Source organism: Geodermatophilus sp. SYSU D00696 (assembly GCF_054050235.1).
The window spans coordinates 1-26,563 of sequence record NZ_JBJGYY010000054.1 but is presented as its reverse complement, the minus strand read 5'-3'; the positions used below and the strand labels follow the sequence as shown (position 1 = coordinate 26,563).

The following is a 26,563-nucleotide window of genomic DNA, read 5'->3' as shown; positions in this document are numbered from 1 at the left end:
GCCCGGTCACCTGGCGGTGACCGGGCCCCGTCGCGTCGTCGATCAGGCGTTCTCGGGGCGCTGGGCGGTCTGCTCGGTCTTCTCGAACGACGGCGACGCCGTCCCGGGGCCGATCGCCCCGGCCGCACCGGTGCCGCCCTCCACCGCCTGCTGGCCGGTGCCGCTCCCGCCCATGGCCGCGCGGATCTGCTCCAGCCGCGACGCGCCGGCGACGTCGAGCGTGGCCTTCTGCACCTCGAGCATGCGGCCCTCGACCGAGGTCTGCGCCAGCTCGGCCTGGCCGAGGGCGTTGGCGTAGCGCGCCTCGATCTTGTCGCGGACCTCGGCCAGGCTCGGGGTGTTGCCCGGCGCCGAGAGCTCGTTGACCTGCCGCATCGAGGCGGCCACGTGCTCCTGCATCTTGGCCTGCTCGAGCTGGCTCATCAGCTTGGTGCGCTCGGCCAGCGTCGTCTGCAGCCGCATCCGGCTCTGCTCCACCGCGCCGCGCGCCTGCTCGGCGGCCTGCAGCGCCTCGTCGTGGCTGCGCTTGAGGTCCTCCATCGCCTGCTCGGCGGCCACCAGCTGGGTGGCGAAGGCCTGGGCGGCGTTCTCGTACTCGGCGCCCTTGGCGGCGTCTCCCTTGGCGCGGGACTGGTCGGCGAGGACCAGCGCCTGGCGAGCCGAGGCCTGCAGCTTCTCGACCTCGCCGAGCTGGCGGTTCAGGCGCATCTCCAGCTGGCGCTGGTTGCCCAGCACGGCGGCGGCCTGGTTGGCCAGCGCCTGGTGGCGCTGCTGCTCGGCCTCGATCGCCTGCTGGATCTGGATCTTCGGGTCGGCGCGCTGGTCGATCTGCGCGTTGGCCGACGCCGTCAGGTACCGCCACAGCTTGACGATCGGGTTGGGCATGGCGAGCTCCTCCTGGTCCGGCGCGGTCCGGCGCCGCCTCTGGCATACCGACCGCCGCGGTCCGCGGCGGTCCTCCCGCTCATCGTCCCAGCAGGACCGGTGCCCTAGCCAACAGGGACGTCCCCCGTCCTCCCTCCGGGGATCCCCGGGTGCCCGCGGTCCGGGGGCCCTATGGTCGGGCGATGGACCGCGACGTCCCCGGCCGCACCGGCCCCGTGCTCACCGTGCTCGGCGAGCTCGTCGTCGACCTGCTCCCCGTCCCCGACGCCGATGCCGGCCCCGAGGGCACCGCACCGCACTACGTGGCCCGGCCCGGCGGCAACGCGCTCAACGTGGCCGTCGCGGCGGGCCGGCTGGGCACCCGGGTCGCGCTGCTGGCCCGCCTGGGCACCGGCCCGATGGCGCCCGCGCTGCGCCGGCACGCCGAGCTCTCGGGCGTCGACGTCTCGGGGTTCGTGACGGCGGCCGAGCCGGTCAGCCTCGCCGTCGTCGGCCTGGGCCCCGACGGCTCCGCCGACTACGGCTTCCACGTGCAGGGCGCGGCCGACTGGCAGTGGACCGACGAGGAGCTGGCCGCGGTGCTGCCGGAGGGGACGGCGCTGCTGCACGTCGGCTCGATCTCCTCGTGGACGCCGCCGGGTGGCGACGCGATCGCCCGGCTGGCCGAGCGGCTGTCCGGCACCGCGCTGGTCAGCGTCGACCCCAACGTGCGGCCGATGCTGGCCGGCGGCCCGGTCGGCGCGGCCCTGGGCAACGACCCCGAGTCGGTGCGGTCGCGCCTGGACCGGCTGGTCGCCGTCGCCGACCTGGTCAAGGTCAGCGCCGAGGACCTCGCGTGGCTCGAGCCGGACGCGACCGACCTCGACGACGCCGCGCAGCGGTGGGCGGCGCGCGGCCCGGCGCTGGTGCTGCTCACCGACGGCGGCGCGCCGCTGCGGATCGCCCGCCCCGGCCGCCCGCTGCTGCACCGCGCCCCGCCGCGGGTGACCGTGGTCGACACGGTGGGTGCCGGCGACTCGCTCGCCGCCGGCCTGTTCTCCGGGCTGCTCGCCGCCGGGGTGACCGGCCGGGCGGCCCTGGAAGCCCTCCCCGACGACGACCTGCTGGCCCTGGTCGACGACGCCGCGCTGGTCGCCGCCCTCAACTGCACGCGGGTGGGCGCCGACCCGCCGACCGCCGCCGAGCTGGCCGCGGCCCGGCAGCAGCGCCCCGCCGGGATCGCCTAGCGGGCCACCAGCCAGGCGGCGGTGTCCGGCGGGAGGTCCGCGCCGCCCCCCGCGCTGGTGAGCAGCACCTGCCCGAGCCCGGCCAGCGGCACCGGCCGGGCGGACAGGTTGACCACGCAGCGCAGCGCCGACCCCCTATCGAAGGCCAGGACGTCGTCGCCGAGGTCCAGCCAGCTCAGCGGCTCCTCCCCCAGCCGCTCCCGCCGCAGCCGCAGGGCCGCCCGGTACAGCGACAGCGTCGACGCCGGGTCCGCGGACTGCGCCTCGACCGTCAGCGACCGCCACGACGGAGGCTGGGGCAGCCACGGGGCCACGCCGTCGGGCGCGAAGCCGAACGGCGGCCGGTCGCCCGACCACGGCAGCGGCACCCGGCAGCCGTCCCGGCCGCGCGCGGTGCGCCCGGAGCGTTCCCAGGTGGGGTCCTGCAGGGCCTCCTCGGGCAGGTCCTCGACCTCGGGCAGGCCGAGCTCCTCCCCCTGGTACAGGTACGCGCCCCCGGGCAGCGCCAGCGTCAGCAGCGCCGCGGCGCGGGCCCGGCGCAGCCCGAGTCCGAGGTCGGTCGGCGCGGCGTCGTCGAAGCCCATGACGGCGGCGCCGCTGCGGGCCCGGCCGAACCGGGTGAGGTGGCGGGTCTCGTCGTGGCTGGACAGCACCCACGTGGCCGGCGCCCCGACCGGGGCGAGGGCGGCCAGCGTGCCGTCGACCACCGCCCGCAGCGCGCCGGCGTCCCAGGGGGCCTTGAGGTAGTCGAAGTTGAAGGTCGTGTGCAGCTCGTCGGGGCGGACGTAGCGGGCCAGCCGCTCGGGCCCGTTGACCACGGCCTCGGAGACGAACAGCCGGTCGCCGGCGTAGGTGTCGCCGATGCGGCGCCACCGGCGGAAGATCTCGTGCACCGCGTCGACGTCCCAGTGCGGGTTGCCCACCCACTCGCTGCTGGCGAAGGCCGCGCCGGGCCCGTGCCCGGCGTCGGGCAGGTCGGGCACCTTCGCCATCGCCGGCGCGGCGTCGACGCGGATGCCGTCCACCCCGCGGTCGAGCCAGAAGCGCACGATCCCGTCGAACTCCTCGCGGACGTCCGGCGATCCCCAGTCGAGGTCGGGCTGCTCGGGGGCGAACAGGTGCAGGTACCACTGGCCGTCGGACACCCGGGTCCACGCCGAGCCGCCGAACGCGCTGATCCAGTCGTTGGGCGGCTCCTCCCCACCGGCCCGGCCGTCGCGGAAGAAGTAGCGCGCCCGCTCCGGGGACCCCGGGCCGCCGGCCAGCGCCGCCCGGAACCACGGGTGCTCGGACGAGGTGTGGTTGGCGACCAGGTCGACGACCAGCCGCAGCCCGAGGGCGTGCGCGTCGGCGAGCAGCGCGTCGACGTCGGCCAGCGTGCCGAACCGCGGGTCGACGTCGCGGTAGTCGGCGACGTCGTACCCGCCGTCGGCCATCGGCGACGGGTACCAGGGCGTGATCCACAGGGCGTCGACGCCGAGGTCGGCGAGGTGGGCCAGCCGGTCCCGCAGGCCGCCGACGTCGCCCAGCCCGTCGCCGTTGCCGTCGGCGTAGCTGCGCAGGTAGACCTCGTAGACCACCGCCGTCCGCCACCAGGGACGGCGGTGGTCCACGGCCGGCGTGGTTACGCGGCGCCGGACCGGTGTGCCCCGGACGACCCGGTGGACCCGGACGACTCGGAGATCACGCTGGAGCCGACGGTCTGCCCGGTGGCCTGCGCCTCCTGCACCTGCTCCACCCGGTCGTCGGTGGCCATCTGCGTGAGCCGGGCGCCGGCCTCCGCGTCGCGGGTGAGGTTCTCGCCGGTCTGCGGGTCGAAGACGTGGACCTTCCGGCTGTCGAGCCAGAACTCGGCCTCGCGGCCCTCCCGGATCCGGCTGGTCGAGTCGATGGACACGATCGCCTGGGTGCGCAGCTCCTCGGAGTCCAGCTCCTTGGACAGGGCCCGCAGCTGGTTGGTGACCACCTCGGGCGCCTCGTAGGGGATGTAGGCGTACTGCGAGTCACCCAGCCACTCGGTGACGTCGACCCGGGCGCGGAAGACCGACCCGAGCGGCCGCTTGGCCTCGTCGACCAGCGACGCGTCCTCGAAGTACTCCGGCCGGATGCCCACCAGCAGCAGCTCCCGACCCCGCACCGCGGCCACGCGCTTGTCGTCGAGGCGGATCGACCCGAACGGCGTCGTCAGACTGTCGCCCTCGAGCGTCGCGGGCAGGAAGTTCATCGGCGGGGAGCCGATGAACCCCGCGACGAAGAGGTTGACCGGCTGCTCGTACAGCTCCCGCGGCGAGGCGACCTGCTGGATCTTCCCCTTGCGCAGGACGCACACCCGGTCACCGAGCGTCATCGCCTCGGTCTGGTCGTGGGTGACGTACACGGTCGTGATGCCCAGCCGGCGCTGCAGCCGGCTGATCTCGGTGCGCATCTGGCCGCGCAGCTTGGCGTCGAGGTTGGACAGCGGCTCGTCGAACAGGAACGCCTCGGCCTGGCGCACGATCGCCCGCCCCATCGCGACGCGCTGCCGCTGGCCACCGGACAGGTTGGCCGGCTTGCGCTCGAGGTGCTCGCGCAGTTCCAGCACGTCGGCCGCCTCGTTCACCCGGCGCCGGACCTCGTCGTCGGGCGTCTTGGACAGTCGCAGCGGGAAGGCGATGTTCTCGTACACCGTCATGTGCGGGTAGAGCGCGTAGTTCTGGAAGACCATCGACAGGTTGCGCTCCCGCGGCGCGAGGTCGTTGACCCGCTTGCCGCCGATGACCATGTCGCCGCTGGTGATGTCCTCGAGCCCGACGATCATCCGCAGCAGCGTCGACTTCCCGCAGCCGGACGGGCCGACCAGGATCATGAACTCGCCGTCGGCGATGTCCAGGCTGACGTCGTTCACGGCCGGGTAGCCGTCCCCGTACTGCTTGACGATGTTCTTCATCTCGATGGAGGCCATCAGATCTCGTCCCCTCGATGGGTCGGCGGGATGGTGGGCACGGCCGGGTCAGCCCTTGACCGCGCCGTTGGTGAGGCCGGCGACGATGCGCCGCTGGAACAGGAGCACGAGGACGACGACGGGGATGGTGACGATCACCGCCGCCGCGGCGATGGCACCCGTGGGGTCCTGGAACTGGGACGCGCCGGAGAACAGGCCCAGCGCGGCCGGGACGGGACGGGCGGCGTTCGTCGAGGTCAGCGAGATGCCGTACGCGAAGTCGTTCCAGGCGATGAAGAAGGCGATGATCGCCGTGGTGAACACGCCGGGTGCGGCGAGCGGCACGATCACCTTGCGGAACGCCTGCCAGGTGGTCGCGCCGTCGACCTGGGCCGCCTGCTCCATCTCCCAGGGGATCTCCCGGAAGAACGCCGACATCGTCCAGATGGAGATCGGCAGTGTCAGCGACAGGTACGGGATGATCAGACCCGGCCAGGTGTCGTAGAGCCCGATCTGCCGCCACAGGTTGAACAGCGGCGTGACGATCGAGATGACCGGGAAGATCGCCACGGCCAGCGCGGTGCCGAGGATCAGCTTCTTGCCAGGGAAGTCCAGCCGGGCGATCGCGTAGGCGGCGAACATCGACAGCAGGCACGAGATGAACGTCGCGATCAGGCAGATCCCGAAGCTGTTGCGCAGCGCCGGCAGGAACAGGTCACTGGCCGAGCCGGTGAGGATCGTCGAGTAGTTCTCCCACGTCCAGGCCGACGGCAGGAACTGTTGGTTCGCGAGGTCCGCGGTCGTCTTGAACGACAGCGAGACGATCCACGCGATCGGGAACAGGCAGTAGAGGACGATCAGGACGCCGCCGACCCACCACCAGGTCTTCTCCTTGGTCGACATCAGCGCTCCCCTCGGGCCTGGGACAGGTCGACCCTGAACCCCTTGATGAAGCTGAAGGCGATGAGCACCACCGACAGGAACAGCAGCACGGAGACGGCCGAGCCGAGGCCGATCTCCACCCGGGAGATCGTCTGCCGGTAGGCGAGGAACGAGACCGACTCGGTGTTGTTCGCACCCGCGGTCATGATGAAGATGCTGTCGAAGATCCGGAACGCGTCCAGGGTCCGGAACAGCAGCGCCACCATGATGGCGGCCTTCATGTTGGGGATGGTGACCCGCCACATCCGCTGCCACCAGGTGGCGCCGTCCACCTTGGCCGCCTCCTGCAGCACCTCCGGCACCTGGGCCAGGCCGGCCAGCAGCAGCAGCGAGATGAACGGGGTCGTCTTCCAGATCTCGGCCAGGCAGATGACGAACAGCGAGGTGGCCTGGCCGCCGAACCAGTCGGTGGTGTCGCTGACGCCCGGCAGCCAGGCGAACCAGCTGTTGACGAAGCCGGTGTTGATCCGGAAGGCGAACGCCCAGGCGTAGGCCGACACGACCGTGATCACCGCGTAGGGGATCAGGATGGCCGCCCGGACCAGTGGGCGGATCGACGAGAGCGCCTTGGCCATGACCAGGGCCAGCGCGAAGCCGAGCACCAGCTCGACGGCCACCGTGACCACCGTGATGATCACTGTGACGAGGATGGACTGCCACCACACGCCGTCGGTGAGGATCACCCAGTAGTTGCTGAGCCCGGTGAAGGACCGGTTCTCGGGGTCGGTGAGCCGGTAGTTGAACAGCGAGTAGTAGACCGCCTGGACGATCGGGTAGGCGGTCACCAGCAGCATGACCACGAAGGCCGGTCCGGCCAGCATCCAGCCGAGCTTGCGCTCGGCCCGGGACCGGTCGCTGATCGTGCCGCGCGGCGCGGAGACCGGCTGGGTCTTCTCGACCGGCGGCAGCGTCGTCTGGCTCATAGCAGCTGCTCCCCTGTGAGGACGGCCTCGGTGAGGGTCTCGGTGCGCTCACCCGTCTGGTCGTCCACCGCGCCGGGCGGGTGGAACTCGCGCAGGAAGCACCCGAGGACCTCGCTGTAGTAGGCCGTCAGCGGGCGGGACGCCGCGAGCTCGAGGGACTCGCGGATGGTGTCGGCCATGGGATAAGCCTCCTGCACCTCGGGGTCGTCGTACACCGCGATCGACGACGCCGGGTTGCCGTTGGTCACCATGTACTCGGCCTGGTTGTCGTCCTGGACGATGCAGGTGACCGCCTCGTAGGCGAGGTCGGGGTACCGGCTGAACGCCGACACGCCGATGTCGATCCCGCCGAGGGGAGGCGCGCTGGGCGTCCCCTCGTCAACGGCGGGGTAGAGCGCCCAGCCGTAGTCGTCGGGCACCGACTGGTCCAGGGTGCCGGCCTCGACCTTGGAGAGGGCCTGGGCGTAGACGAACGGCCAGTTGACCATGAAGCCGGCGTCGTCGCTCTCGAACTCGCTCGCGTTGGTGTCCTCGTTGGACGTCGTGAAGCCGGGACCGACGGCGGAGGAGTTGGCGACGGTGGCCATCACCTCGGCGGCGCGATCGGCCTCGGGGGTGGCCAGCCCGAACTCGATGCTCTCGGGGGTGTCCCCGCTCTCGAGGATGTACTGACCGCCGGCGGACTCGAGCAGCGCGTTGAACCACACCATCAGGGACTCCGACCGCCGGCCCTGGGCGCTGAGGAGCTTGTCCTGACCCTCGGCGGCCTCGACCAGTTGGTCCCAGGTGACCGGCTGGGTCATGTCGAGACCGGCGGCCTCGGCCACCGACTTGCGGTACCAGAGGAGCTGGGTGTTGGACCAGAAGGGGACCACGACGAGCTCGTCGTTCCAGGTGGCGGAGTCCAGCGCCCCTTGGAACACCCCCTCGCTGACCTCCTGCGCGACGTCCTCCGGGACGGGGGCGAGGAAGCCCGCCTGGGCGAACTCCGGCGGGAAGACGACGTCGAGGCTCATGAGGTCGATCGACGTGTCCTCGGCCGCCAGCCGGCGGACCAGCTGCTCGCGCTGGGCGGGCGAGTCCCGGGGGAGCTGGGACACCTCGATCGTGTACGCGCCGTCCGACTGCTCGGAGCAGCGCTCGGCGATGGTCGCCTGCCCCCCGGAGTCGGGGTTGATGTACCAGGTCAGCGTCGGGGTGCTGCCGCCCTCGCCGCCGCCGCAGGCGGCCAGCGTGGAGGCCAGGACGAACGCGGTCGCCGCGCCCCCCAGGGCCCGTTGCGGCCGTCTGCGCCGGCTCCACGTGGGCCGCCCGCCCCCGGGCCGCTGGATCTGCCCTCTTCCGATGGACAAGACTCATCGCCTCCGTTTCGGCGAACACCGACGATCACCGGTGGTCGTAACCGTGGCGCAGGCCACACACCTGCGCAACCCGGCCGTGTCGGCGTCGTGACCAGCGGCGTGCGGTCCGCTCAGGGGCGGGTGGCGATCACCGAGGGTGTGGTCAGCTCCGGGGGCATCGACGGGAGGACGGTGCTGACGTAGGAGCGCGCCGCCTGCGTCGTCCCGACGTCGCGCCCCTCCTGCTCGGACAGGAACCACCGGTGCTCGAGCACCTCGTGGAAGACCTCGGCCGGCGCCAGGCGGCCGGCGAGCTCGGGCGGGATCGCGTCGATCACGGGCCGGTAGACCTCGGCCAGCCAGCGCGGCCCGGCCGCCGTCTCCGAGACCGGCGCGCCCTCCTTCTGCTCCATCCAGGCACGGAAGGAGCGCAGGTCGTTGAGCAGCCGCCGGGCCTGGTTCTCCTCCACCTCCAGGCCGGTGAGGCGGAACAGCTCCCTGCGGTGCTGGCCGGGCGCGGAGACCCGGGTGTCGACCCGCAGGCGGGCGCCCTCGTCGGAGGTGACCAGCTCCACCTCGCCGACGTCGAACCCGAGGTCGTTGAGCCGTCGCAGGCGCTCGGCCACGCGGTAGCGCTGCTCGTCGGCCTGGAAGAGCTCCTCGCGGGTGATCTCGTCCCACAGGGACGCGTAGCGCACCGGCAGGCTGTCGGCCACCTCGATGGGGTCGACGCCGTCGGGCAGCAGGTCGCCGTACTGCAGGTCGAGCAGCTCGGCGCCGACCCGCTCGCGGGCCAGGTCGAGGTCGTAGTGCCGCTGGCCGCGGCTGAGCGAGGGGTGCCGCTCGGCGGTCTCGGCGTCGACGAGGAACGCGGCCAGCGCGCCGGCGTCGAGGCGGAACAGGGTGTTCGACAGCGAGCAGTCGCCCCAGAAGATGCCCGCCAGGTGCAGCCGCACGAGCAGCACGACCAGGGTGTCCATGAGCTGGTCCACCGACTGGCGGGCACTGGGCCGCGAGAACAGGTAGCGGTAGGACATCGAGTACTCGAGGTACCGGGTGACGAGGATGGCGTCCTGCCCGTGCGGGCGGTCCACGCAGATGCCCAGGACCGAGACCGACGGCAGGCCCTCCTCCTCGAACTCGCCGAGCAGCGCGTACTCGTGGCGGGCCAGGTGCTCGGAGATCTCCTTGAGGGCGAACACCTTCCCCTGCGCGGCGACGAAGCGCACGACGTGCCGCGAGATGCCCCGCTGCGGCACCTCGAGCAGCAGCTCGGGGTCCCACTCCTCGAGGGGCTGGTGCCACGGCAGCGTCAGCAGCTCCGCGCCGTCGGTCCCGGGAGGACGGAAGAGGTACCGCACCGCGACCTCCGTTGCTGGCCGGCAGCGGACCGCCCGGGCACGGGCGGTCCCGGGCACCACCCTGCCACGGACCGTGCCCGGCCGCGGCCGGGCACGCGGGTCAGGCGGCGAGCGAGACGGCGCTCCCGGCGCGGTGCGCGGCGCGGGTCGCGCCGACGAGCGCGAGGGCGGGCTCGGGCTCGGGAGCCGGGGCCGCGGCGGGCACCTGCTCGGCGGGGGCCTCCTCGGCGGCCGGGGCGCCGGCGGGGGCGAGCGGGCGGACGCGGCTGTCGGGACCGCGCAGCTCGGTGCTCACCTCGGCGAGCAGGTCGGCCAGCTCGACGTCGAGGGCGTCGCAGATCGAGGCGAGCAGCTCCGAGGAGGCCTCCTTCTGACCGCGCTCGACCTCGGAGAGGTACCCGAGGCTGACCCGGGCGGCACCGGAGACGTCGCGCAGCGTCCGCCGCTGGCGCAGCCGGTGCCCGCGCAGGGTCCGCCCGAGCTGGGTGCGCAGCAACGTCATGGCCGTCTCCTGTCTGGCAGGGGGAAGAGCGGCGGCACCCGGGGGTGCCGTGCGCCCACGGTACGCGGGCCGTCCCTCCGGCACCGGACCGGCGGGGCCGCGTCCGCTCACGGCGTAACACCGGGGCGGGCCTGCGCGTTCCCGGCGCGGCCGCCCCTTACGCGGCGGTGTCGGTGCGCGACCCGGTCGGCCCCGCGGCCCGCCGGGCGGCGGCCGCCCGCATCGCCCGGGCGCTGGTGCGGCGCAGGGCGAGCGCCCGCCAGACGTAGTCCAGCCCGGTGGCGAGGGTGAGCACCAGCGCGGCCGCCATCACCCACCAGCGGGCGGTGGCCAGCAGCCCGGTCAGCGGCAGGATGTACAGGCCGATGGCCAGGGCCTGGACGACGGTCTTGGCCTTGCCGCCGCGGCTGGCCGCGATGACGCCGTGCCGGATCACCCAGAAGCGCAGCAGCGTCACGCCGACCTCGCGGACGAGGATCGCCACCGTCACCCACCACGGCAGCAGCGCGAGCACCGACAGCCCGATGAGCGCGGTGCCGGTGAGGGCCTTGTCGGCGATCGGGTCGGCCAGCTTGCCGAACTCGGTCACCTGCCCGGTGCGCCGGGCGATCAGCCCGTCGTAGCGGTCGGTGATGATCGCCGCGCCGAAGAACACCGTCGCCCACACCCGGCGGCCGTCGTCCATGCCGCCGTCGGAGAGCAGCAGGACGGCGAACACCGGCACCACGGCCAGCCGCAGCACGGTCAGCGCGTTGGGCAGGTTGACCAGGCGGGCCGACTGCGGCGGGGTCGCCGCCGGATCGGGAGCGACGGCGCTCACCGGGACCTCACCGGCCGGCCGGGACCGGGGCGAGCGCGGTGGCCACGAGGTCGACGCCCTCGGTGCCGACGACCTCGGCGGCCAGCAGCTGCCCGGGGCGGGCGTCGGCGGGGACGCCGGTGACCGTCGTGGTGCCGTCGGCGTCCGGGTCCTGGTGCGCGGCGTGGCCGAGCCAGACGCCGGGCCCCTCGTCGGCGGAGAGGTCCTCGGTGAGCAGCAGCTCGACGCGGGTGCCGACGCGGTCCTCGGCCCGCTGCGCGGTCAGCTCCTCGACCAGGTCGGTAATCCGGCGGACGCGGGCGTCGATCTCGGCCCGGTCGAGCTTGCCGCCGAGGCCGGCCGCCTCGGTGCCCTCCTCGTCGGAGTAGCCGAACACCCCGACGGCGTCCAGGCGCGCGCCGGTGAGGAACCGCTCGAGCTCGGCGACGTCGTCCTCGGTCTCGCCCGGGAAGCCGAGGATGACGTTGGTGCGGAAGCCGGCCTCGGGAGCGAGCGACCGGGCCCGCTCGACGAGCGCGAGGAAGTCGTCGGTGCCGCCGAAGCGCCGCATCCGGCGCAGCAGCCCGGGCGAGGAGTGCTGGAAGGACAGGTCGAAGTACGGCGCGACGCCGTCGGTGCCGGCGATGGCCTCGAGGAGGCCGGGCCGCAGCTCGGCCGGTTGCAGGTAGGCCACCCGCACGCGGACGACGCCCTCGACGGCGGCCAGCTCCGGCAGCAGCCGCTCCAGCGCCCGCAGGTCGCCGAGGTCCTTGCCGTAGGAGGTGGAGTTCTCGCTGACCAGCACCAGCTCGGTGACGCCCTGGCCGGCCAGCCACCGCGCCTCGGTGAGCACCTCGGCCGGCGGCCGGGAGACGAAGGAGCCGCGGAAGGTCGGGATGGCGCAGAACGCGCAGCGGCGGTCGCAGCCGGAGGCGAGCTTGAGCGCGGCCGTGGGACCGGGGGCCAGCCGGCGGCGCTGCACCCAGCCGTGGCCGGGGATGGCCGGGGTCTCGCCGTCCCCCGCCCGGCCGGCGGCGACCGCGGCGGTGCGCGCCACCGGGCTGATCGGCAGCAGCGTGCGCCGGTCGCGCGGCGAGTGCGGCACCAGCGGGCGGCCCGCGAGGACGTCGTCGAGCCGGTCGCCGATCACGGCGTAGTCGTCGAAGCCGAGGACGGTGGCCTCGGGCAGCGCGCCGGCGAGCTCGGCGCCGTAGCGCTCGGCCATGCAGCCCACCGCCACGACCTGCGCGCCGCCGTCGGTGGCCGAGAGGATCGCGTCGACCGAGTCCTTCTTCGCCGACTCGATGAACCCGCAGGTGTTGACCAGGACGGCGTCGGCGCCCTCGGCGTCGTCGACCAGCCGGTAGCCGCCGGCGGCCAGCCGGCCGGCCAGCTCCTCGGAGTCCACCTCGTTGCGGGCGCAACCGAGGGTCACCACCGCCACGGTCCGGGCAGGGCTGGGCGGAGCGCTCACCGGACCATCGTAGTTGCTGCGCCCGGACGACCCGGGGGGGGACGAGGGTGACCTCCCCCGCTCCGGGTCAGACGTCGCCGGCGGGGAGGGTTCCGCCACGCAGCGTGAACAGCACCGACTCCAGCTCGTCGGGCTTGACGAGCACGTCGCGGGCCTTGGAGCCCTCGGAGGGCCCGACGACACCGCGGGTCTCCATGAGGTCCATGAGCCGCCCGGCCTTGGCGAAGCCCACCCGCAGCTTGCGCTGCAGCATCGACGTCGAGCCGAACTGGCTGGTGACCACGAGCTCGACGGCCTGGCACAGCAGGTCCAGGTCCCCGCCGATGTCCTCGTCGATCTCCTTCTTCTCGCCCTGCGCGGCGCTGAAGACCTCCTCGCGGTACTCCGGCTCGGCCTGCCGCTTGGTGAACTCGACGACCGCCTCGATCTCGGCGTCGGAGACGTAGGCCCCCTGGACGCGGATGGGCTTTCCGGCGCCGATGGGCAGGAACAGGGCGTCGCCCATGCCGATGAGCTTCTCCGCGCCGGGCTGGTCGAGGATGACCCGGCTGTCGGTGAGGCTCGACGTGGAGAACGCCAGCCGCGAGGGCACGTTGGCCTTGATCAGGCCGGTGACGACGTCGACCGAGGGCCGCTGGGTGGCGAGCACCAGGTGGATGCCGGCCGCGCGCGCCTTCTGCGTGATCCGCACGATCGACTCCTCGACGTCGCGCGGGGCCACCATCATGAGGTCGGCGAGCTCGTCGACGATCGCGAGGATGTAGGGGTAGGGGCGGTAGACCCGCTCGCTGCCGGGCGGGGCGACGATCTCGCCGCGCTCGACCTTGCGGTTGAAGTCGTCGATGTGCCGCACCCCGGTGGCGCGCATGTCCTGGTAGCGCTGCTCCATCTCCTCGACCAGCCAGGCCAGCGCGGTGGCCGCCTTCTTGGGGTCGGTGATGATCGGCGTGATCAGGTGCGGGATGCCGTCGTAGGGCGTCAGCTCGACCATCTTCGGGTCGACCAGGATCATCCGCAGCTGGTCGGGGGTGGCGCGCAGCAGCAGCGAGGTCAGCAGCGAGTTGATGCAGCTGGACTTGCCGGCGCCGGTGGCACCGGCCACCAGCAGGTGCGGCATCTTCGCGAGGTTGGCGCAGACGAAGCCGCCCTCGATGTCCTTGCCCAGGCCGACCAGCATCGGGTGCGGGTCCTGCTTGGCCGCCTGGGAGCGCATGACGTCGCCGAGGCTGACCGTCTCGCGGTCGGTGTTGGGCACCTCGACGCCCACCGCGGACTTGCCCGGGATCGGCGCCAGGATGCGGATGTTGTCGTTGGCCACCGCGTAGGCGAGGTTCTTGGTCAGCGCGGTGATCTTCTCGACCTTGACCGCGGGGCCCAGCTCGATCTCGTAGCGGGTGACCGTCGGGCCGCGGGTGAAGCTGGTGACGGCCGCGTCGACGTTGAACTGCTCGAGCACGCGGGTGATCGCCTCGATGGCGACGTCGTTGGCCTGCGAGCGGGCCCGCGGGGGCGTGCCCGGGCGCAGCGTGCTGATCGAGGGCAGCACGTAGTCGCCCTCGACCGGCTCGATGACCAGCTGCTGCGGCTCCTCGACCGGCGGTAGCTCCTCCGGCGGGGCGGTCCGGTCGACCACCGCCGGCCGCGGCGCGGGCGGGGCGGCCGGCTCTGCCGCGGGCTCGTGCCGCACGGCCTCGGGTGCCTCGGCGTAGGCGCCGTGGTCGATGGGGCCGGTGGTGGTGAGGTCGGGGGCGTCCTCGGCCAGGACCTCGGACAGCGCGGCCCGCTTGGAGCGCCGGGGGCGCGGGGCCTCCTCCGGCTCGTCCTCCTCGGCGTACTCGTCGTGCCCGTCCTCGTCCCAGTCCTCGCCGCCGCGGCCGGTGGTCCGGTCGACGAAAGCGCGCAGCCGCTCGGGCACCTGGTGCAGCGGGGTGGCGGTGAGCACGAGGACGGCGAAGACGGCGAGCAGCGACAGCAGCACCACCGCGACGACGGCGCCGAGGCCCGCGGTCAGCGGCGTGCCGACCGCCCAGCCGACCAGGCCCCCCGAGCCGGGCCGCCCGTCGAGGGGGTCGCCCGGCTCGCCGACCACCGAGGCGATCCCGAGGACGGCGACGACGGCGCACAGCCAGCCGATCGCCAGCCGGCCCCGGGCCTCGGGGTGCGGCGCGCGGCGGAGCAGCCGCAGCGCGACGAGGAAGAGGAAGGCGGGCAGCACGACCAGCAGCGCCCCGACGGCCCAGCGCACGGCGTCGGCCAGGCCGGCGCCGACCGGGCCGATGCCGTCGAACCACGCGGCGGCCCCCAGGACGACGGCGAGGCCGAGGACGGCCAGGCCCGCGCCGTCGCGGCGGTGCTCGGGCGCGAGCGGCTCGGCCTCCTCCGGGCGGGCGACCGACCGGGCCAGGCCGCCGGCGCCGCGGGCCAGCAGGCCCCAGGTCCCGGCGGCGGCGCGCCAGACGCCGGCGGCGGCGCCCGGGCCCTGCGCGGGCTTGCGGGCGGCGGGCTTGCGGTTGCCGTTGCGCGCGGGCGGCCGCTTGCCGGCGGCCGTGGACCCGGACCTCCCCTTCGGAGCCGAGCCGGACGGCCGGCGCGAGGGCGTGGTGCGGGCAGGCATGCGTCGAACGGTAGCCGCCGCCCAGGTCGCTCCCGGGCAGGCGCGGGGTCGTGTCCCCCACCTACGGTCGGGCCATGCCGACTCCTCCCCCGGTCCCGTACGGCAGCTGGCCCACCCCGGTCACCTCGGCACTCGTCGTCCGCGCCGCCGCCCGGCTGGGCGAGGTCGCCGTCGACGGCGGCGACGTGTGGTGGTCGGAGTCACGGCCCGGGGAGGGCGGGCGGTCGGCGCTGGTGCGCCGGTCGGCCGACGGCACGGTCGCCGACGCGCTGCCGCCGCCGTGGAACGCCCGCACCCGCGTGCACGAGTACGGCGGGGCGGCGTGGGCGGTCGCCGGCGGCACGCTGTGGTTCACGCACTTCGACGACCAGCGGCTGTACCGCCTCGACCCCGGCGCCGCCGAGCCGGTCGCCGTGACCGGTGAGCCGGAGCTGCCCGCCGGGGTCCGCCACGCCGACCTCACGCCCACCGGCGACGGCGGCCTGCTCGCCGTCCGGGAGACGCACGCGGCCGGCGGCGCCGCGGCCGACGTCGTCGACGAGCTGGTGCGCATCGCCCCCGACGGCACCGCCGAGGTGCTGGTGACCGGGCCGGACTTCGTCTCCGACCCGCGCCCGGGCCCGGACGGGCAGCTGGCCTGGCTGCAGTGGGACCACCCCGACATGCCCTGGGACGCCGCGCGGCTGGTGGTCCGCGCCGCCGACGGCACCGAGACGGTGGTGGCCGGCGGGCGCTCCCCCGGCGGGCCGGGCGAGTCGGCGGTCCAGCCGACCTGGGGCGAGGACGGGTCGCTGTGGTTCTGCTGCGACCGCACCGACGTGTGGGCGCTGTGGCGGTGGCGGCCGGGCGGCACCGCGGAGCTGGTGCTCGACCTCGGCACCGACCTGGCCGGGCCGCAGTGGGTGTTCGGCGGCCGCTCCTTCGCCCTGCTCCCCGGCGGCCGCGTGGTGGTGTTCCCCGACGGGGAGCGGCTGGTCGTCCGCGAGCCCGGCGGCGCCACCGCCGACGTCGCGCTGCCCGGGTACACGGTCGTCCGCCACCTGACCGCCGACGGTGACGGCGTCGTCTGCGTGGCCGGCGGCCCGGCGACCGAGCCGGTGGTGCTGCGCGCGGGCCTCGACGGCGCGGTCGAGGTCCTGCGCCCGGCGCGCGACCTGGGCCTGGACCCGGCGTGGTTCTCCGTCCCCGAGCACGTGACGTTCCCGACCGAGGACCGCGGCACCGGCATCGCCGAGGCGCACGCGCACGTCTACCCGCCGGCCAACCCGGAGGTGACCGCGCCGGAGGGCGACCTGCCGCCGCTGGTGGTGATGGTGCACGGCGGCCCGACGTCGGCCCACGCCCCCGTGCTCGACCTGGAGGTCCAGTACTTCACCTCCCGCGGGTTCTGCGTGGCGCACGTCGACCACCGCGGCTCCACCGGCTACGGCCGCCGCTACCGCGACGCGCTGCAGGGCCGCTGGGGCGTCGTCGACCTCGACGACGTCGTCGCCTGCGCCCGCCACCTGGCCGACGCCGGCCGGGTCGACCCCGCGCGCATGGCCATCCGGGGCGGGTCGGCGGGCGGCTTCACCACCCTCGCGGCGCTGTGCCTGCGGCCGGGGACGTTCACCGCGGGGGCGAGCCACTTCGGCGTCGCCGACCTCGGCGCGCTGGCCGCCGACACGCACAAGTTCGAGTCGCGCTACCTCGACGGCCTGGTGGCGCCCTGGCCCGACGGCGCCGCCGTCTACACCGAGCGCTCGCCGATCACGCACGTCGGCGCGCTGGACACCCCGCTGGCGGTCTTCCAGGGCGCCGAGGACCGCGTGGTACCGCCGGAGCAGGCCGAGGTGCTGGTGGCGGCGCTGCGCGAGCGCGGCGTCCCGCACGCCTACCTGCTCTTCGAGGGCGAGCAGCACGGGTTCCGGCGCGCGGAGAACATCCGCGCCGCCCTCGACGGCGAGCTGTCGTTCTACGCGCAGGTGTGGGGCTTCGCGCTGCCGGCGGACGAGGGGATCGAGCCGATCGCCGTCGTGCGCTGAACCGGCGGGGCCCGGCGTCCGTACGCCCGGGTGACGGGCAGCGCCGGGCGCCGGGAGGTCGCGGATGGGACGGCACACACCGGTGCCGGCGGCACCGCTGGACGTGCAGGCGGCCTACGCCGCGCACGGCGCGGAGCTCTACCGCTTCGCCCTGCGGCAGCTCGGCGACGGCGGCGCCGCGCAGGACGTCGTCCAGGAGGTGTTCCTGCGTGCCTGGCGTGCCGCCGGCTCGTTCGACCCCCGGCTGGCCGGCCTGCGGACGTGGCTGTTCGCCATCGCGCGCAACGTGGTGGTCGACGAGGCCCGCCGCTTCGCCGTCCGGCCCTGGCAGCGGCAGCTGACCGACGGCGAGGGCGTCGACGGCCCGGCCGTCGCGGCCGCCGACGAGGGCCTGGTCGACGCCTGGGTGGTGGAGGAGGCGCTGCGGAGGATCAGCGCCGAGCACCGGACGGCGATCGTCCAGACGCACCTGCGCGGCCGGCCGTACGCCGAGGTGGCCGCGGAGCTCGGCGTCCCGGTCGGCACGGTCCGCAGCCGGGTGTTCTACGGGCTCAAGGCGCTCCGCCTGGCCCTGGACGAGATGGGGGTCGAGCCGTGAGCGCCGCACGCGGGGACGAGCACCGGGAGCTGCGGGAGCTGCTGGGCGCCTACGCGCTGGGGCACCTCGAGCCGGCCGAGCGGGACCGGGTCCGCGCCCACCTCGACGGCTGCGCCGACTGCCGCGCCGACCTGGCCGAGATCGCGCCGCTGGCCGACCGGCTGGCCGCCGTCGACCCCGACGCGCTCGACGCGACCCCCACTCCCCCGCCGGACCTGGGCGCCCGCGTCCTGGCCCGCATCGCCGAGGAGCAGCGGCGGGCGGTGCCGCTGCGCCGCGCGGTGGTGCGGCGCCGGGTGCTGGCCGCCGCGGCCGTCGCCGGGGTGGCCGCCGCCGGCGGCGCGGTCGGGTGGGCGGTGCGCCCGGTGCCCGACCCGGTGCCGCTGGAGCCGGTGGCCGTGCAGGTCGTGGCCTCGGGTGTCGAGGCCAGCGCCGACCTGGTGCCGCACACCTGGGGCGTGGAGGTGAAGCTGACCGGCACCGGGTTCTCCGCCGGGGAGGTCTACCGGGTGGCGGTCACCGACGACGACGGCCGCGAGGTGCCTGCCGGGCAGTTCCTCGGCGTGGGCCCGCAGCAGGTGCGCTGCAACCTCAACTCCTCGGTGCTGCGCGGCGACGCCGTCGGCTTCGAGGTCGTCGACGCCGACGGCGAGGTGGTGGTCCGCTCCGAGTTCTGAGCGGGACCCCGGAGGGGAGGCGCCGGCCCCCGTGCCCGGCGCCTCCCTCCGGGGCCGGTCAGACCCCGCCGGGGACGGTGCGCCCGTCGACGGTGAAGCCGGCGCCGGCACCGTCCTGGAAGACGTCGGGGCCGACCGGGGCGGAGTTGCCGCGGATCGTGGTGCGGGTGACGGCCATCGTCCCGGGCTCGGAGTTCCAGAGCCCGCCGCCCTCGTCCGCGGCGCTGTTGCCGGTGACGGTCCCGCGGTCGACGCGCACGGTGCCGGCCCCGGTGAGGTGCAGGCCGCCACCGTTGCCCGGCACCGGTCCGGTGCTGTTGCCGACCAGCACGGTGCGCTCGAGCGTCGTCGTCCCGGTGTCGGCCTCGATGCCGCCACCGGCCCGCCGGGCGCTGTTGCCCTCGACCACCGACCGCCTGACGCTCAGCGTGCCGCTGTCGTTGAGCAGCCCGCCGCCGGAGCCGGAGGCGCCGTCGGCGACGTTGCCGCGGACCTCGGTGCGGTCGACGGTCAGCGACCCGCCGTCGTTGAACAGCCCGCCCCCGCCGTTGTCGGCCGCCGGGCCGCCGGCGCGGTTGCCGGCGACGGTGCTGCGCTCGACGGTCATCGTGCCGGTGGCGGAGTTCCACAGGCCCCCACCCTCCGCCGCGGCGGTGTTGTCCTCCACGGTGCTGCGCTCGACGTGCACGGTTCCGGTGCCGGTCAGGTGCAGCCCGCCGCCGTTGCCCGGGCTCGCACCGGTGCTGTTGCGCGACAGCGTCGAGCCGGTGACCGTCGTCGTCGACCCGGCGATCGCCTCGATGCCGCCACCGGCACGAGCGGCCGAGTTGCCGGTGACCGTGCTGTGGTGGACGACGAGCGTGCCGGCGTTGAGGAGGCCGCCGCCGGAGGCGCCGCCGGTGGTGCTGGGGGCGCCGGGGGCCACACCGCCGGTGACGGTGACCCCGCGGAGGGTCAGCGAGCCGCCGGGCCGGACGTCGAACACCCGGTCCAGGCCCGCGGCGTCGACCGTGGCACCGCGGCCCTCGATGACCAGGCGACCGGTGACGTCGAGGTCGCCGGCGGCCGCGGTGTCGTCGGACCCGGCGACTGCCAGGCGGTAGGTGCGGTCCGACAGGACGACCGTGCCCGAGCCGGCGCGGTTGGCCGCCTGAACCGCGGCGCGCAGCGAGCCGTCGCCGCCGTCGTCGGTGGTCGTGACGGCGTACCCGCCGGGGTGGTGCCGGCCGCCCGGGCCGCCGGCGGCGGCCGGGGCGGCCGTGAGCAGGAGCAGGGCGAACGCCGACGCGCCGGCCGCGGTGCCGACGCGAAGGGCCGCGCTTCGCCTGGACGCTGGTGCCATGACAGTCCCCCGTGGGTCCCGGGCACCCGCGAGTCGGGCGCCGCACACGAGGGAGTACGGGGGCGACGCCCACCGCGTTCACGACGATCCCGGTCGATCTCCGCGAGCCCGCGCCGAGCCCGGTGACGTGCCGGGACGGCTCCCCGCCACCGCCTCGGGAACGGTGGGGCAGGGAGGCCCTCCTCAGACCTCGAGGACCGTCGGGATGATCATCGGCCGGCGGCGGTGGGTGTCGCTCACCCACTTGCCCACGGTCCGCCGGATGGTCTGGGACAGCCGGTGGGCGTCGGTCTGCCCGTCGGACAGCTCCCGCTTGAGGTTGTCCTCGACCAGCCGCAGCACCTCGTCGAACGCCGCGGGGTCGTCGGAGAACCCGCGGGTGGACAGGTGCACCGGCCGCACGATCGTGCCGGTGGAGGGCTCGACGACGACGGTGAGCGCGACGAAGCCCTCGTCGCCCAGGATCCGCCGCTCCTGCAGCGCCTCCTCGCCGACGTCGCCGACGTTGAGGCCGTCGACGTAGACGTTGCCCACCGGTACCGACCCGGTGATGGAGGCCTTGCCGTCGACGAGGTCCACCACGACGCCGTCCTCGGCGAGCAGGACCCGGTCGGCGGCCATGCCGGTCTCCTCGGCCAGCGCGGCGTGCGCCCGCAGGTGCCGCCACTCCCCGTGCACCGGCATCAGGTACCGCGGCTTGGCCACGTTGAGCAGGGTGCGCAGCTCGCCGGCCGGGGCGTGCCCGGAGACGTGCACGCGGGCGGTCTCCTTGTGCACGACCGTGGCGCCGAGCCGGGCCAGCCCGTTGATGACCTTGTAGACGGCGGTCTCGTTGCCGGGCACCAGCGAGGACGCCAGCACGATGGTGTCGCCGGCCTCGATGGTGACCTGGTGGTGCTCGCCGCGCGCCATCCGGCCCAGCGCCGACAGGGGCTCACCCTGGGAGCCGGTGCTGACCAGCACCACCTGCTCGGGCGGCATGCTGGTGGCCTCGTCGAGGCTGACCATGAGCCCGGGGGCGACCCGCAGCAGGCCGAGGTCGCGGGCGACGCCCATGTTGCGGACCATCGAGCGGCCGACGAAGGCGACCTTGCGGCCGTGCATGTCGGCGGCGTCGAGCACCTGCTGGATGCGGTGCACGTGGCTGGCGAAGCTGGACACGATCAGCCGCTGGGTGGCGCGGCGGAAGACGTCCTCGAGGACCGGGCCGATGGCCCGCTCGGGGGTGACGAACCCGGGGATCTCGGCGTTGGTGGAGTCGGCCAGCAGCAGGTCGATGCCCTCGAGGCCGAGCCGGGCGAACGCACCGAGGTCGGTCAGCACGCCGTCGAGGGGCAGCTGGTCCATCTTGAAGTCGCCGGTGTGCACCAGCACGCCCGCGGGCGTGTGCACCGCGACGGCCAGCGCGTCGGGGATCGAGTGGTTGACCGAGATGAACTCGCAGTGGAACGGTCCGGCCACATGGTCGTCCCCGGCGGCGACCTCCACCAGCGTGGGGACCAGCCGGTGCTCCCGCAGCTTCGCTGCGACCAGCGCCAGGGTGAACCGCGAGCCGACCAGCGGGATGTCCCCGCGCAGCCGCAGCAGGTAGGGGATCGCGCCGATGTGGTCCTCGTGCCCGTGGGTGAGGACGACGGCCTCGATGTCGGCCAGCCGGTGCTCGATGACGCCGAAGTCCGGGAGGATGAGGTCGACGCCGGGCTGCTCGGCCTCGGGGAAGAGCACGCCGCAGTCGATGACCAGCAGCCTGCCGTCGAACTCGACGACGGCCATGTTGCGGCCGATCTCCCCCAGCCCGCCGAGGGCGATGACGCGCAGCCCGCCGGCCGGCAGCGGCGGCGGTGCCTTGAGGTCCAGGTGGGGCTGGCCGGCCGGTCCGGCGGAGCTGACGGTCACTTCACGTGCGCCTCTCGGAGGTGGACCCCGCCGGCGGCGAGGTCGGTGCGCAGCTGCGCGATCTGCTCGGGGGTGGCGTCGACCAGCGGCGGGCGCACGGGGCCGGCGGGCAGCCCCAGCTCGCGCAGCGCCGCCTTGACCATGATGACGCCCTGGGTGCGGAAGATGCCGGTGTAGAGCGGCAGCAGGGCCTGGTTCACCTCGCGCGCCTCCGCCAGGTCACCGGACTCGACGGCCGCGATGAGCTCGGCGAGCCGGGGGCCGGCCAGGTGCCCCACAACGCTCACCACGCCGACCGCACCGAGTGCCAGCAGCGGCAGGTTGAGCATGTCCTCGCCGGAGTAGTACGCGAGGTCGGTGCGCGCCAGCGTCCAGGCCACCGCGCCGAGGTCGCCCTTGGCGTCCTTGACCGCCACGATCCGCGGGTGCTCGGCGGCCCGGACCAGGGTCTCGACCTCGATCGGGACCACCGAGCGCGGCGGGATGTCGTAGAGCATCACCGGCAGGTCGGTGGAGTCGGCGACGGCGGTGAAGTGCCGCAGCAGGCCGGCCTGGGGCGGCTTGTTGTAGTACGGGGTGACGACGAGCAGGCCGTGGGCACCGAGCCGCTCGGCGTCGCGGGCGCGGTCGATGCTGTGCGCGGTGTCGTTGGTGCCCACCCCGGCGACCACCACTGCGCGGTCGCCGACGGCGTCGAGCACCGCCTCCAGAACGGCGCGCGACTCGCCGTCACGGACGGTCGGCGACTCCCCCGTCGTCCCGAGGACGACCAGTCCGTCGTGGGCCTCCCGGTCGACCAGGTGCGCGGCCAGCTCCTGGGTCCCGGCGAGGTCGATCGAGCCGTCCTCGGTGAACGGGGTGACCATCGCCGTGAGCACGCGCCCGAACGGCCGGGCGGGGTCGGAGGTCATGCACGCGAATCTACCGACCGTCCCGGCCGGTCTCCGGCCAGGCGGCGGGGCGGCGCCCGTACTCGGTGACGGCGTAGCGCAGGCCGGTCGTCGAGGTGGCCCAGCCCGCGGCGGGCTCGCGCGCGACGGGCCGCCAGGCCCCGTCGAGGACGGGGGCGTGGGTGTCGCCGTCGACGGCGAGGTCGACGTCGGTGACCACGAGCCGGTCGGCGTGCGGGAGGAAGGCGGCGTAGACCGCGGCGCCGCCGATGACCCAGCAGTCCGGCCAGCCGGCGAGCACCTCCTCGACCGAGCCGGCGCGCCGGGCGCCGTCCGCGGCCCAGGGCGCGTCGGAGGTGAGGACGACGTTGCGCCGGCCCGGCAGCGGCCGGTTGCGCCCGGGCAGCGACTCCCAGGTGCGCCGTCCCATGACGACGGTGCCCCCGGAGGTCAGCTCCCGGAACCGCCGCAGGTCCTCGGGCAGGTGCCAGGGCAGCCGGCCGCCGGCGCCGATGACCCGGTCGCGGGCCTGCGCCCAGATGCAGGCTATGCCCATCGACGCCGGGTCCTGCGCACGGTCACACGGCCACGGCGGCACGGATGGCCGGGTGCGGGTCGTAGCCGTGCAGGACGAAGTCCTCGAAGCGGTGGTCGAACAGTGACGGCGCCGGGGCGATCTCCAGCGTCGGGAACGGCCGGGCCTCGCGCGAGAGCTGCTCGCGGACCTGCTCGACGTGGTTGCTGTAGACGTGGCAGTCGCCGCCGACCCAGATGAACTCCCCCGGGGCCAGCCCCACCTGGTCGGCGACCATGCGGGTGAGCAGTGCGTAGCTGGCGATGTTGAACGGCACGCCCAGGAACATGTCCGCGCTGCGCTGGTAGAGCTGGCAGGACAGCCGGCCGTCGTGGACGGCGAACTGGAACAGCGCGTGGCAGGGCGCCAGCGCCATCTCCGGCAGGGCCGCGACGTTCCACGCGGAGACCACCATGCGGCGGGAGTCGGGGTCCTTCCGGAGCGTGTCGAGGACGCCCTGGACCTGGTCGACGGTCCCGCCGTCGGGCGTCGGCCAGGAGCGCCACTGGACGCCGTAGACCGGGCCCAGGTCGCCGTCGGCGTCGGCCCACTCGTCCCAGATGGTCACGCCCTGCTCCTGCAGCCAGCGGACGTTGCCCTCGCCGCGCAGGAACCACAGCAGCTCGACGGCGACCGAGCGGAAGTGCACCCTCTTCGTGGTGACCAGCGGGAACGACGTCGACAGGTCATAGCGCAACCGCTCCCCGAACGTGCTCACCGTGCCGGTGCCGGTGCGGTCGGACTTCGGCGTCCCCTGCTCGAGGACCCGCCGCAGCAGGTCCTCGTACTGCGTGTCGACCGGCCCGCTGCTGCTCACCACGGCCGCCGAGCCTAGGCGACGACCGGACGGGGAGCAGGCAGCGCGGCGGTGAGGTCGGCCGCCAGGTCCCCGCGGTCGGCCACGGCGACGCCGTCGAGCTCGGACCAGTCGGCCATCAGCCGCAGCTCGTCGGCCAGCGCGGCGGCCACGTCGGCGCGATCCACGCCGGACTCGGCGTGGACGGCCTGGACGCGCAGCACGCCGGCCTGCCGGTCGGCCTTGAGGTCGGTGCGGGCCACCAGCCGGTCGCCCAGCAGGAACGGCAGGACGTAGTAGCCGTGCACCCGCTGGGCCGCCGGGGTGTAGATCTCCAGGCGGTAGCGGAAGCCGAAGATGCGCTCCACCCGCGGCCGCTCCCAGACCAGGGAGTCGAACGGCGAGAGCAGCGCCTGCGCGCGGATCCACCGCGGGCGCCGCGCGGCCGGGTCGAGCCAGGCCGGCGCCCCCCAGCCGGCGACCTCGACCGGGACCAGCTCGCCGGTCTCCTCCAGCTCGGCGATCGCCTGCCGGGCGGGCGCCGGGCGCAGCCGGAAGTAGTCACGCAGGTCGCGCTCGGTGGCCACGCCGAGCGCACGGGCGGCGGTGCGCACCAGCTCCCGGACGGCGTCGGCGGGCTCCGGGGTGGGTGCCTGCACGACGGCGGCGGGCAGCACGCGCTCGGTGAGGTCGTAGACCCGCTCGAACGACGTCGTCCGGGCCCGCGCGGTGAGGACGCCGGTGTAGAAGAGCCACTCGAGGGCCACCTTGCCCGCGTGCCAGTTCCACATGCTCCCGGGCCGGTCGGGGCGGGGCTCGGCGAGGTCGCTGGCCCTGGTCGGCCCGGCCTCGCGGACCCGGTCGAGCACCTCGGCGACGTAGCCGGGCCGCTCCCGCTGGATGCGGACCATCGAGCCCCAGGCGTGCTCCTCGGCCGCGGCCATCCGCCAGCGCAGGTACGGGTGCAGCCGCACGGGCAGGTAGGACGCCTCGTGCGCCCAGTACTCGAACACCTCGTGGCGGCGGGCGACGAAGTCGTCGAGGACGGGACGGCGGTAGGCGCCGAGCCGGCTGAACGCCGGCAGGTAGTGCGAGCGGGACAGCACGTTCACCGAGTCGATCTGGACGACGGCGAGCCGGTCGGTCAGGCGCCGCAGGCGGCGGCTGTCGACGGCGCCGGCCGGCCGCGGCTCGGCGAAGCCCTGCGCGGCCAGGGCGATGCGCCGGGCCAGCGCGGCGGGGAGCCGTTCGGCGGTCGGGGCGGCCACGACCCGATCCTGCCCCGGACCAGTGACGATCCGCGCGCGGGTGTCCGCCCTAGGCTGCCCGCGTGGACCCCCGGCCCCCGTTCCCACGGCTGACCGGCACCGCGGAGGTGTCGGTGCGGCCGGCCGTGCCCGGCGACGCGGCGGCGATGGCGCACGTGCAGGAGCAGGCCTGGCGCACGGCGGCGACGCTGCCCGCGGCGGTGCTGGACGGCTGGGACGGTGCGGCCGCCACGGAGGCGTGGACGGCCGCCGTCGCCTCGCCGCCGACGCCCGGGCACGGCGTCCTCGTCGCACTCGACGACGGCCGCGTCGTCGGCTTCGCCGCCTACGCCCCCGCGGAGCTGGCACCCGACGAGCGCCCGCACCCGGCCGGGCCGACCACCGAGCTCGCCGTCCTGCTCGTCGAGCCGCGCTGGGGACGGCGCGGGCACGGCAGCCGGCTGCTCGCGGCCGTCGCGGACCTCACGCGGTCGACCGGCGTGGCACGGCTGCAGACCTGGGTGGCCGAGGCCGACGCGGTCACCGCCCGGTTCCTGGAGTCGGCCGGCTGGGACCGGGACGGCTGGGTCCGCACGCTGGACGCGGGAGGCACCCCGCTGCGGGAGACCCGCTGGCACACGCTCCTGGAGGACGTCACGTGACCTTTGCCGGGTTCCCCGACGAGGGACTGGTCTTCTACGAGGGCCTGGAGGCCGACAACTCCAAGACGTACTGGACCCGCTCGAAGGCGGTGTACGACTCCTGCGTCCGCGCACCGATGCAGGCCCTCGTCGACGCGCTGGCGCCGGAGTTCGGTCCGGCCAAGCTCTTCCGTCCCTACCGCGACGTCCGGTTCAGCAACGACAAGACGCCGTACAAGACCCACCAGGGCGCCGTGGTGGTGCCGGAGGGCCGTGGCGCGGGCGCCTGGTACGTGCAGATCTCCGCCGAGGGGCTGCGGGTGGCCGGTGGCGCCTGGCGACTGGAGTCCGACCAGGTCGACCGCTTCCGCCGCGCCGTGGCCGACGACGTCCAGGGACCCCGCCTGCGCGACGAGGTGCACCGCCTGGCGGCCGCGGGCTGGGTGGTCGACGGCGACCGACTGAGCCGCGTCCCGAAGGGCTACGCCGTCGACGACGACCGCGCCGACCTGCTGCGGCACCGCTCGCTGCACGCGGGACGGCTGTTCGAGTACGCGGACTGGCTGCACGGACCCGCCGCGCTCGACCACGTCCGCGACGCCTGGCGGGACCTGACGGCGCTGAACGCCTGGTTCGCCGACAACGTCGGGGCGACGACCAAGGAGGTCCGCCGGCGCTGACGGGCAAGGGAACGTCATCGGGTCCGTGTGCCGTTCCGAGAATGCCGGAAGGGCCCTCACCGAGTGGTGAGGGCCCTTCACGGGAAATGGTTGTCCGGCGGCGTCCTACTCTCCCACCCCGTCTCCAGGGCAGTACCATCGGCGCTGAGAGGCTTAGCTTCCGGGTTCGGAATGGTACCGGGCGTTTCCCTCTCGCCATGGCCGCCGTAACA

The 26,563-nt window shown here is 74.7% G+C and carries 23 protein-coding genes and 1 rRNA gene; 6 read left to right on the top strand and 18 right to left on the bottom strand.

All coding sequences use genetic code 11. The features are described from left to right. Positions 1 to 42: 42 nt before the first annotated feature. Entirely contained in the window at positions 43 to 885 is an 843-nt protein-coding gene (locus ACI79O_RS22540; protein ID WP_456878017.1) for a PspA/IM30 family protein, read from the bottom strand. Between the two features lie 182 nt (positions 886 to 1,067). Here ACI79O_RS22540 and ACI79O_RS22535 point away from each other — a divergent pair, with 182 nt between their 5' ends. Further along, positions 1,068 to 2,111, top strand: a complete 1,044-nt coding sequence (locus tag ACI79O_RS22535) for a PfkB family carbohydrate kinase (protein WP_456915251.1) — start codon at positions 1,068 to 1,070, stop codon at positions 2,109 to 2,111. On the opposite strand, the gene ACI79O_RS22530 is transcribed toward ACI79O_RS22535, so the two are convergent. From ACI79O_RS22530 to ACI79O_RS22485, 10 genes are all read right to left on the bottom strand, one after another. Next, entirely contained in the window at positions 2,108 to 3,724 is a 1,617-nt protein-coding gene (locus ACI79O_RS22530; protein ID WP_456915250.1) for a glycoside hydrolase family 13 protein, read from the bottom strand. The genes ACI79O_RS22535 and ACI79O_RS22530 overlap by 4 nt on opposite strands. Before the next feature lie 11 nt (positions 3,725 to 3,735). Further along, entirely contained in the window at positions 3,736 to 5,052 is a 1,317-nt protein-coding gene (locus tag ACI79O_RS22525; protein WP_456893011.1) for an ABC transporter ATP-binding protein, read from the bottom strand. Positions 5,053 to 5,100: 48 nt separating this feature from the next. Beyond that, entirely contained in the window at positions 5,101 to 5,934 is an 834-nt protein-coding gene (locus ACI79O_RS22520; protein WP_456893009.1) for a carbohydrate ABC transporter permease, read from the bottom strand. Further along, the gene (locus ACI79O_RS22515; RefSeq protein WP_456893007.1) at positions 5,934 to 6,896 is read right to left on the bottom strand and encodes a carbohydrate ABC transporter permease; all 963 of its coding nucleotides are present in this window, start codon (positions 6,894 to 6,896) and stop codon (positions 5,934 to 5,936) included. Before ACI79O_RS22515 ends, ACI79O_RS22520 begins: the two co-directional genes overlap by 1 nt. After that, complete coding sequence (locus tag ACI79O_RS22510) at positions 6,893 to 8,248, bottom strand: extracellular solute-binding protein (protein ID WP_456893005.1); 1,356 nt, start codon at positions 8,246 to 8,248, stop codon at positions 6,893 to 6,895. The genes ACI79O_RS22515 and ACI79O_RS22510 overlap by 4 nt, the downstream gene beginning before the upstream one ends. Positions 8,249 to 8,367: 119 nt before the next feature. Then, entirely contained in the window at positions 8,368 to 9,597 is a 1,230-nt protein-coding gene (locus ACI79O_RS22505; protein WP_456893003.1) for a DUF4032 domain-containing protein, read from the bottom strand. 100 nt (positions 9,598 to 9,697) lie between these two features. After that, positions 9,698 to 10,099 (bottom strand): helix-turn-helix domain-containing protein, encoded by a 402-nt coding sequence (locus tag ACI79O_RS22500; RefSeq protein WP_456893001.1) that lies wholly within the window; start codon positions 10,097 to 10,099, stop codon positions 9,698 to 9,700. Positions 10,100 to 10,256: 157 nt separating this feature from the next. Then, on the bottom strand, positions 10,257 to 10,919 hold the full coding sequence (gene pgsA / locus ACI79O_RS22495) for a CDP-diacylglycerol--glycerol-3-phosphate 3-phosphatidyltransferase (protein WP_456877769.1): 663 nt from the start codon (positions 10,917 to 10,919) through the stop codon (positions 10,257 to 10,259). Between the two features lie 7 nt (positions 10,920 to 10,926). Then, the gene (locus tag ACI79O_RS22490; protein WP_456915249.1) at positions 10,927 to 12,372 is read right to left on the bottom strand and encodes a MiaB/RimO family radical SAM methylthiotransferase; all 1,446 of its coding nucleotides are present in this window, start codon (positions 12,370 to 12,372) and stop codon (positions 10,927 to 10,929) included. Between the two features lie 67 nt (positions 12,373 to 12,439). Then, on the bottom strand, positions 12,440 to 14,986 hold the full coding sequence (locus tag ACI79O_RS22485) for a DNA translocase FtsK 4TM domain-containing protein (protein ID WP_456892997.1): 2,547 nt from the start codon (positions 14,984 to 14,986) through the stop codon (positions 12,440 to 12,442). A 74-nt stretch (positions 14,987 to 15,060) separates the two neighbouring features. Here ACI79O_RS22485 and ACI79O_RS22480 point away from each other — a divergent pair, with 74 nt between their 5' ends. The 3 genes from ACI79O_RS22480 (at position 15,061) to ACI79O_RS22470 (ending at position 18,285) form a co-directional block, all read left to right on the top strand. Further along, a complete protein-coding gene (locus tag ACI79O_RS22480) occupies positions 15,061 to 17,010 on the top strand; it encodes a prolyl oligopeptidase family serine peptidase (RefSeq protein ID WP_456915248.1) in 1,950 nt (649 codons plus the stop codon). A 64-nt stretch (positions 17,011 to 17,074) separates the two neighbouring features. Beyond that, on the top strand, positions 17,075 to 17,608 hold the full coding sequence (locus ACI79O_RS22475; protein WP_456892993.1) for a sigma-70 family RNA polymerase sigma factor: 534 nt from the start codon (positions 17,075 to 17,077) through the stop codon (positions 17,606 to 17,608). Then, positions 17,605 to 18,285, top strand: a complete 681-nt coding sequence (locus ACI79O_RS22470) for an anti-sigma factor family protein (RefSeq protein WP_456892992.1) — start codon at positions 17,605 to 17,607, stop codon at positions 18,283 to 18,285. The genes ACI79O_RS22475 and ACI79O_RS22470 overlap by 4 nt, the downstream gene beginning before the upstream one ends. Before the next feature lie 58 nt (positions 18,286 to 18,343). Here ACI79O_RS22470 and ACI79O_RS22465 read toward each other — a convergent pair whose 3' ends face one another. From ACI79O_RS22465 to ACI79O_RS22440, 6 genes are all read right to left on the bottom strand, one after another. Next, positions 18,344 to 19,627: a right-handed parallel beta-helix repeat-containing protein gene (locus tag ACI79O_RS22465; protein WP_456892990.1), complete on the bottom strand. Its 1,284-nt coding sequence runs from the start codon at positions 19,625 to 19,627 to the stop codon at positions 18,344 to 18,346. A 183-nt stretch (positions 19,628 to 19,810) separates the two neighbouring features. Then, entirely contained in the window at positions 19,811 to 21,523 is a 1,713-nt protein-coding gene (locus ACI79O_RS22460; protein WP_456877776.1) for a ribonuclease J, read from the bottom strand. Beyond that, positions 21,520 to 22,434, bottom strand: coding sequence for a 4-hydroxy-tetrahydrodipicolinate synthase (gene dapA / locus ACI79O_RS22455; protein ID WP_456892989.1), 915 nt, complete (start codon positions 22,432 to 22,434; stop codon positions 21,520 to 21,522). Before dapA ends, ACI79O_RS22460 begins: the two co-directional genes overlap by 4 nt. A 10-nt stretch (positions 22,435 to 22,444) precedes the next feature. Next, positions 22,445 to 22,969 (bottom strand): dihydrofolate reductase, encoded by a 525-nt coding sequence (locus ACI79O_RS22450; protein ID WP_456892987.1) that lies wholly within the window; start codon positions 22,967 to 22,969, stop codon positions 22,445 to 22,447. Between the two features lie 22 nt (positions 22,970 to 22,991). After that, positions 22,992 to 23,807 (bottom strand): thymidylate synthase, encoded by an 816-nt coding sequence (locus tag ACI79O_RS22445; protein WP_456892985.1) that lies wholly within the window; start codon positions 23,805 to 23,807, stop codon positions 22,992 to 22,994. Positions 23,808 to 23,818: 11 nt separating this feature from the next. Beyond that, positions 23,819 to 25,051 carry a winged helix-turn-helix domain-containing protein gene (locus tag ACI79O_RS22440; protein ID WP_456892983.1) on the bottom strand — a complete coding sequence of 411 codons (1,233 nt, stop codon included), beginning with the start codon at positions 25,049 to 25,051 and terminating at the stop codon, positions 23,819 to 23,821. Positions 25,052 to 25,113: 62 nt separating this feature from the next. Here ACI79O_RS22440 and ACI79O_RS22435 point away from each other — a divergent pair, with 62 nt between their 5' ends. Next, a complete protein-coding gene (locus ACI79O_RS22435; protein WP_456892981.1) occupies positions 25,114 to 25,692 on the top strand; it encodes an N-acetyltransferase family protein in 579 nt (192 codons plus the stop codon). Beyond that, positions 25,689 to 26,351 (top strand): DUF2461 domain-containing protein, encoded by a 663-nt coding sequence (locus ACI79O_RS22430; protein ID WP_456915247.1) that lies wholly within the window; start codon positions 25,689 to 25,691, stop codon positions 26,349 to 26,351. The genes ACI79O_RS22435 and ACI79O_RS22430 overlap by 4 nt, the downstream gene beginning before the upstream one ends. A 92-nt stretch (positions 26,352 to 26,443) precedes the next feature. Here the strand turns inward: ACI79O_RS22430 and rrf are convergent. After that, positions 26,444 to 26,560, bottom strand: a 5S ribosomal RNA gene (rrf, locus tag ACI79O_RS22425). Positions 26,561 to 26,563: the final 3 nt, after the last annotated feature.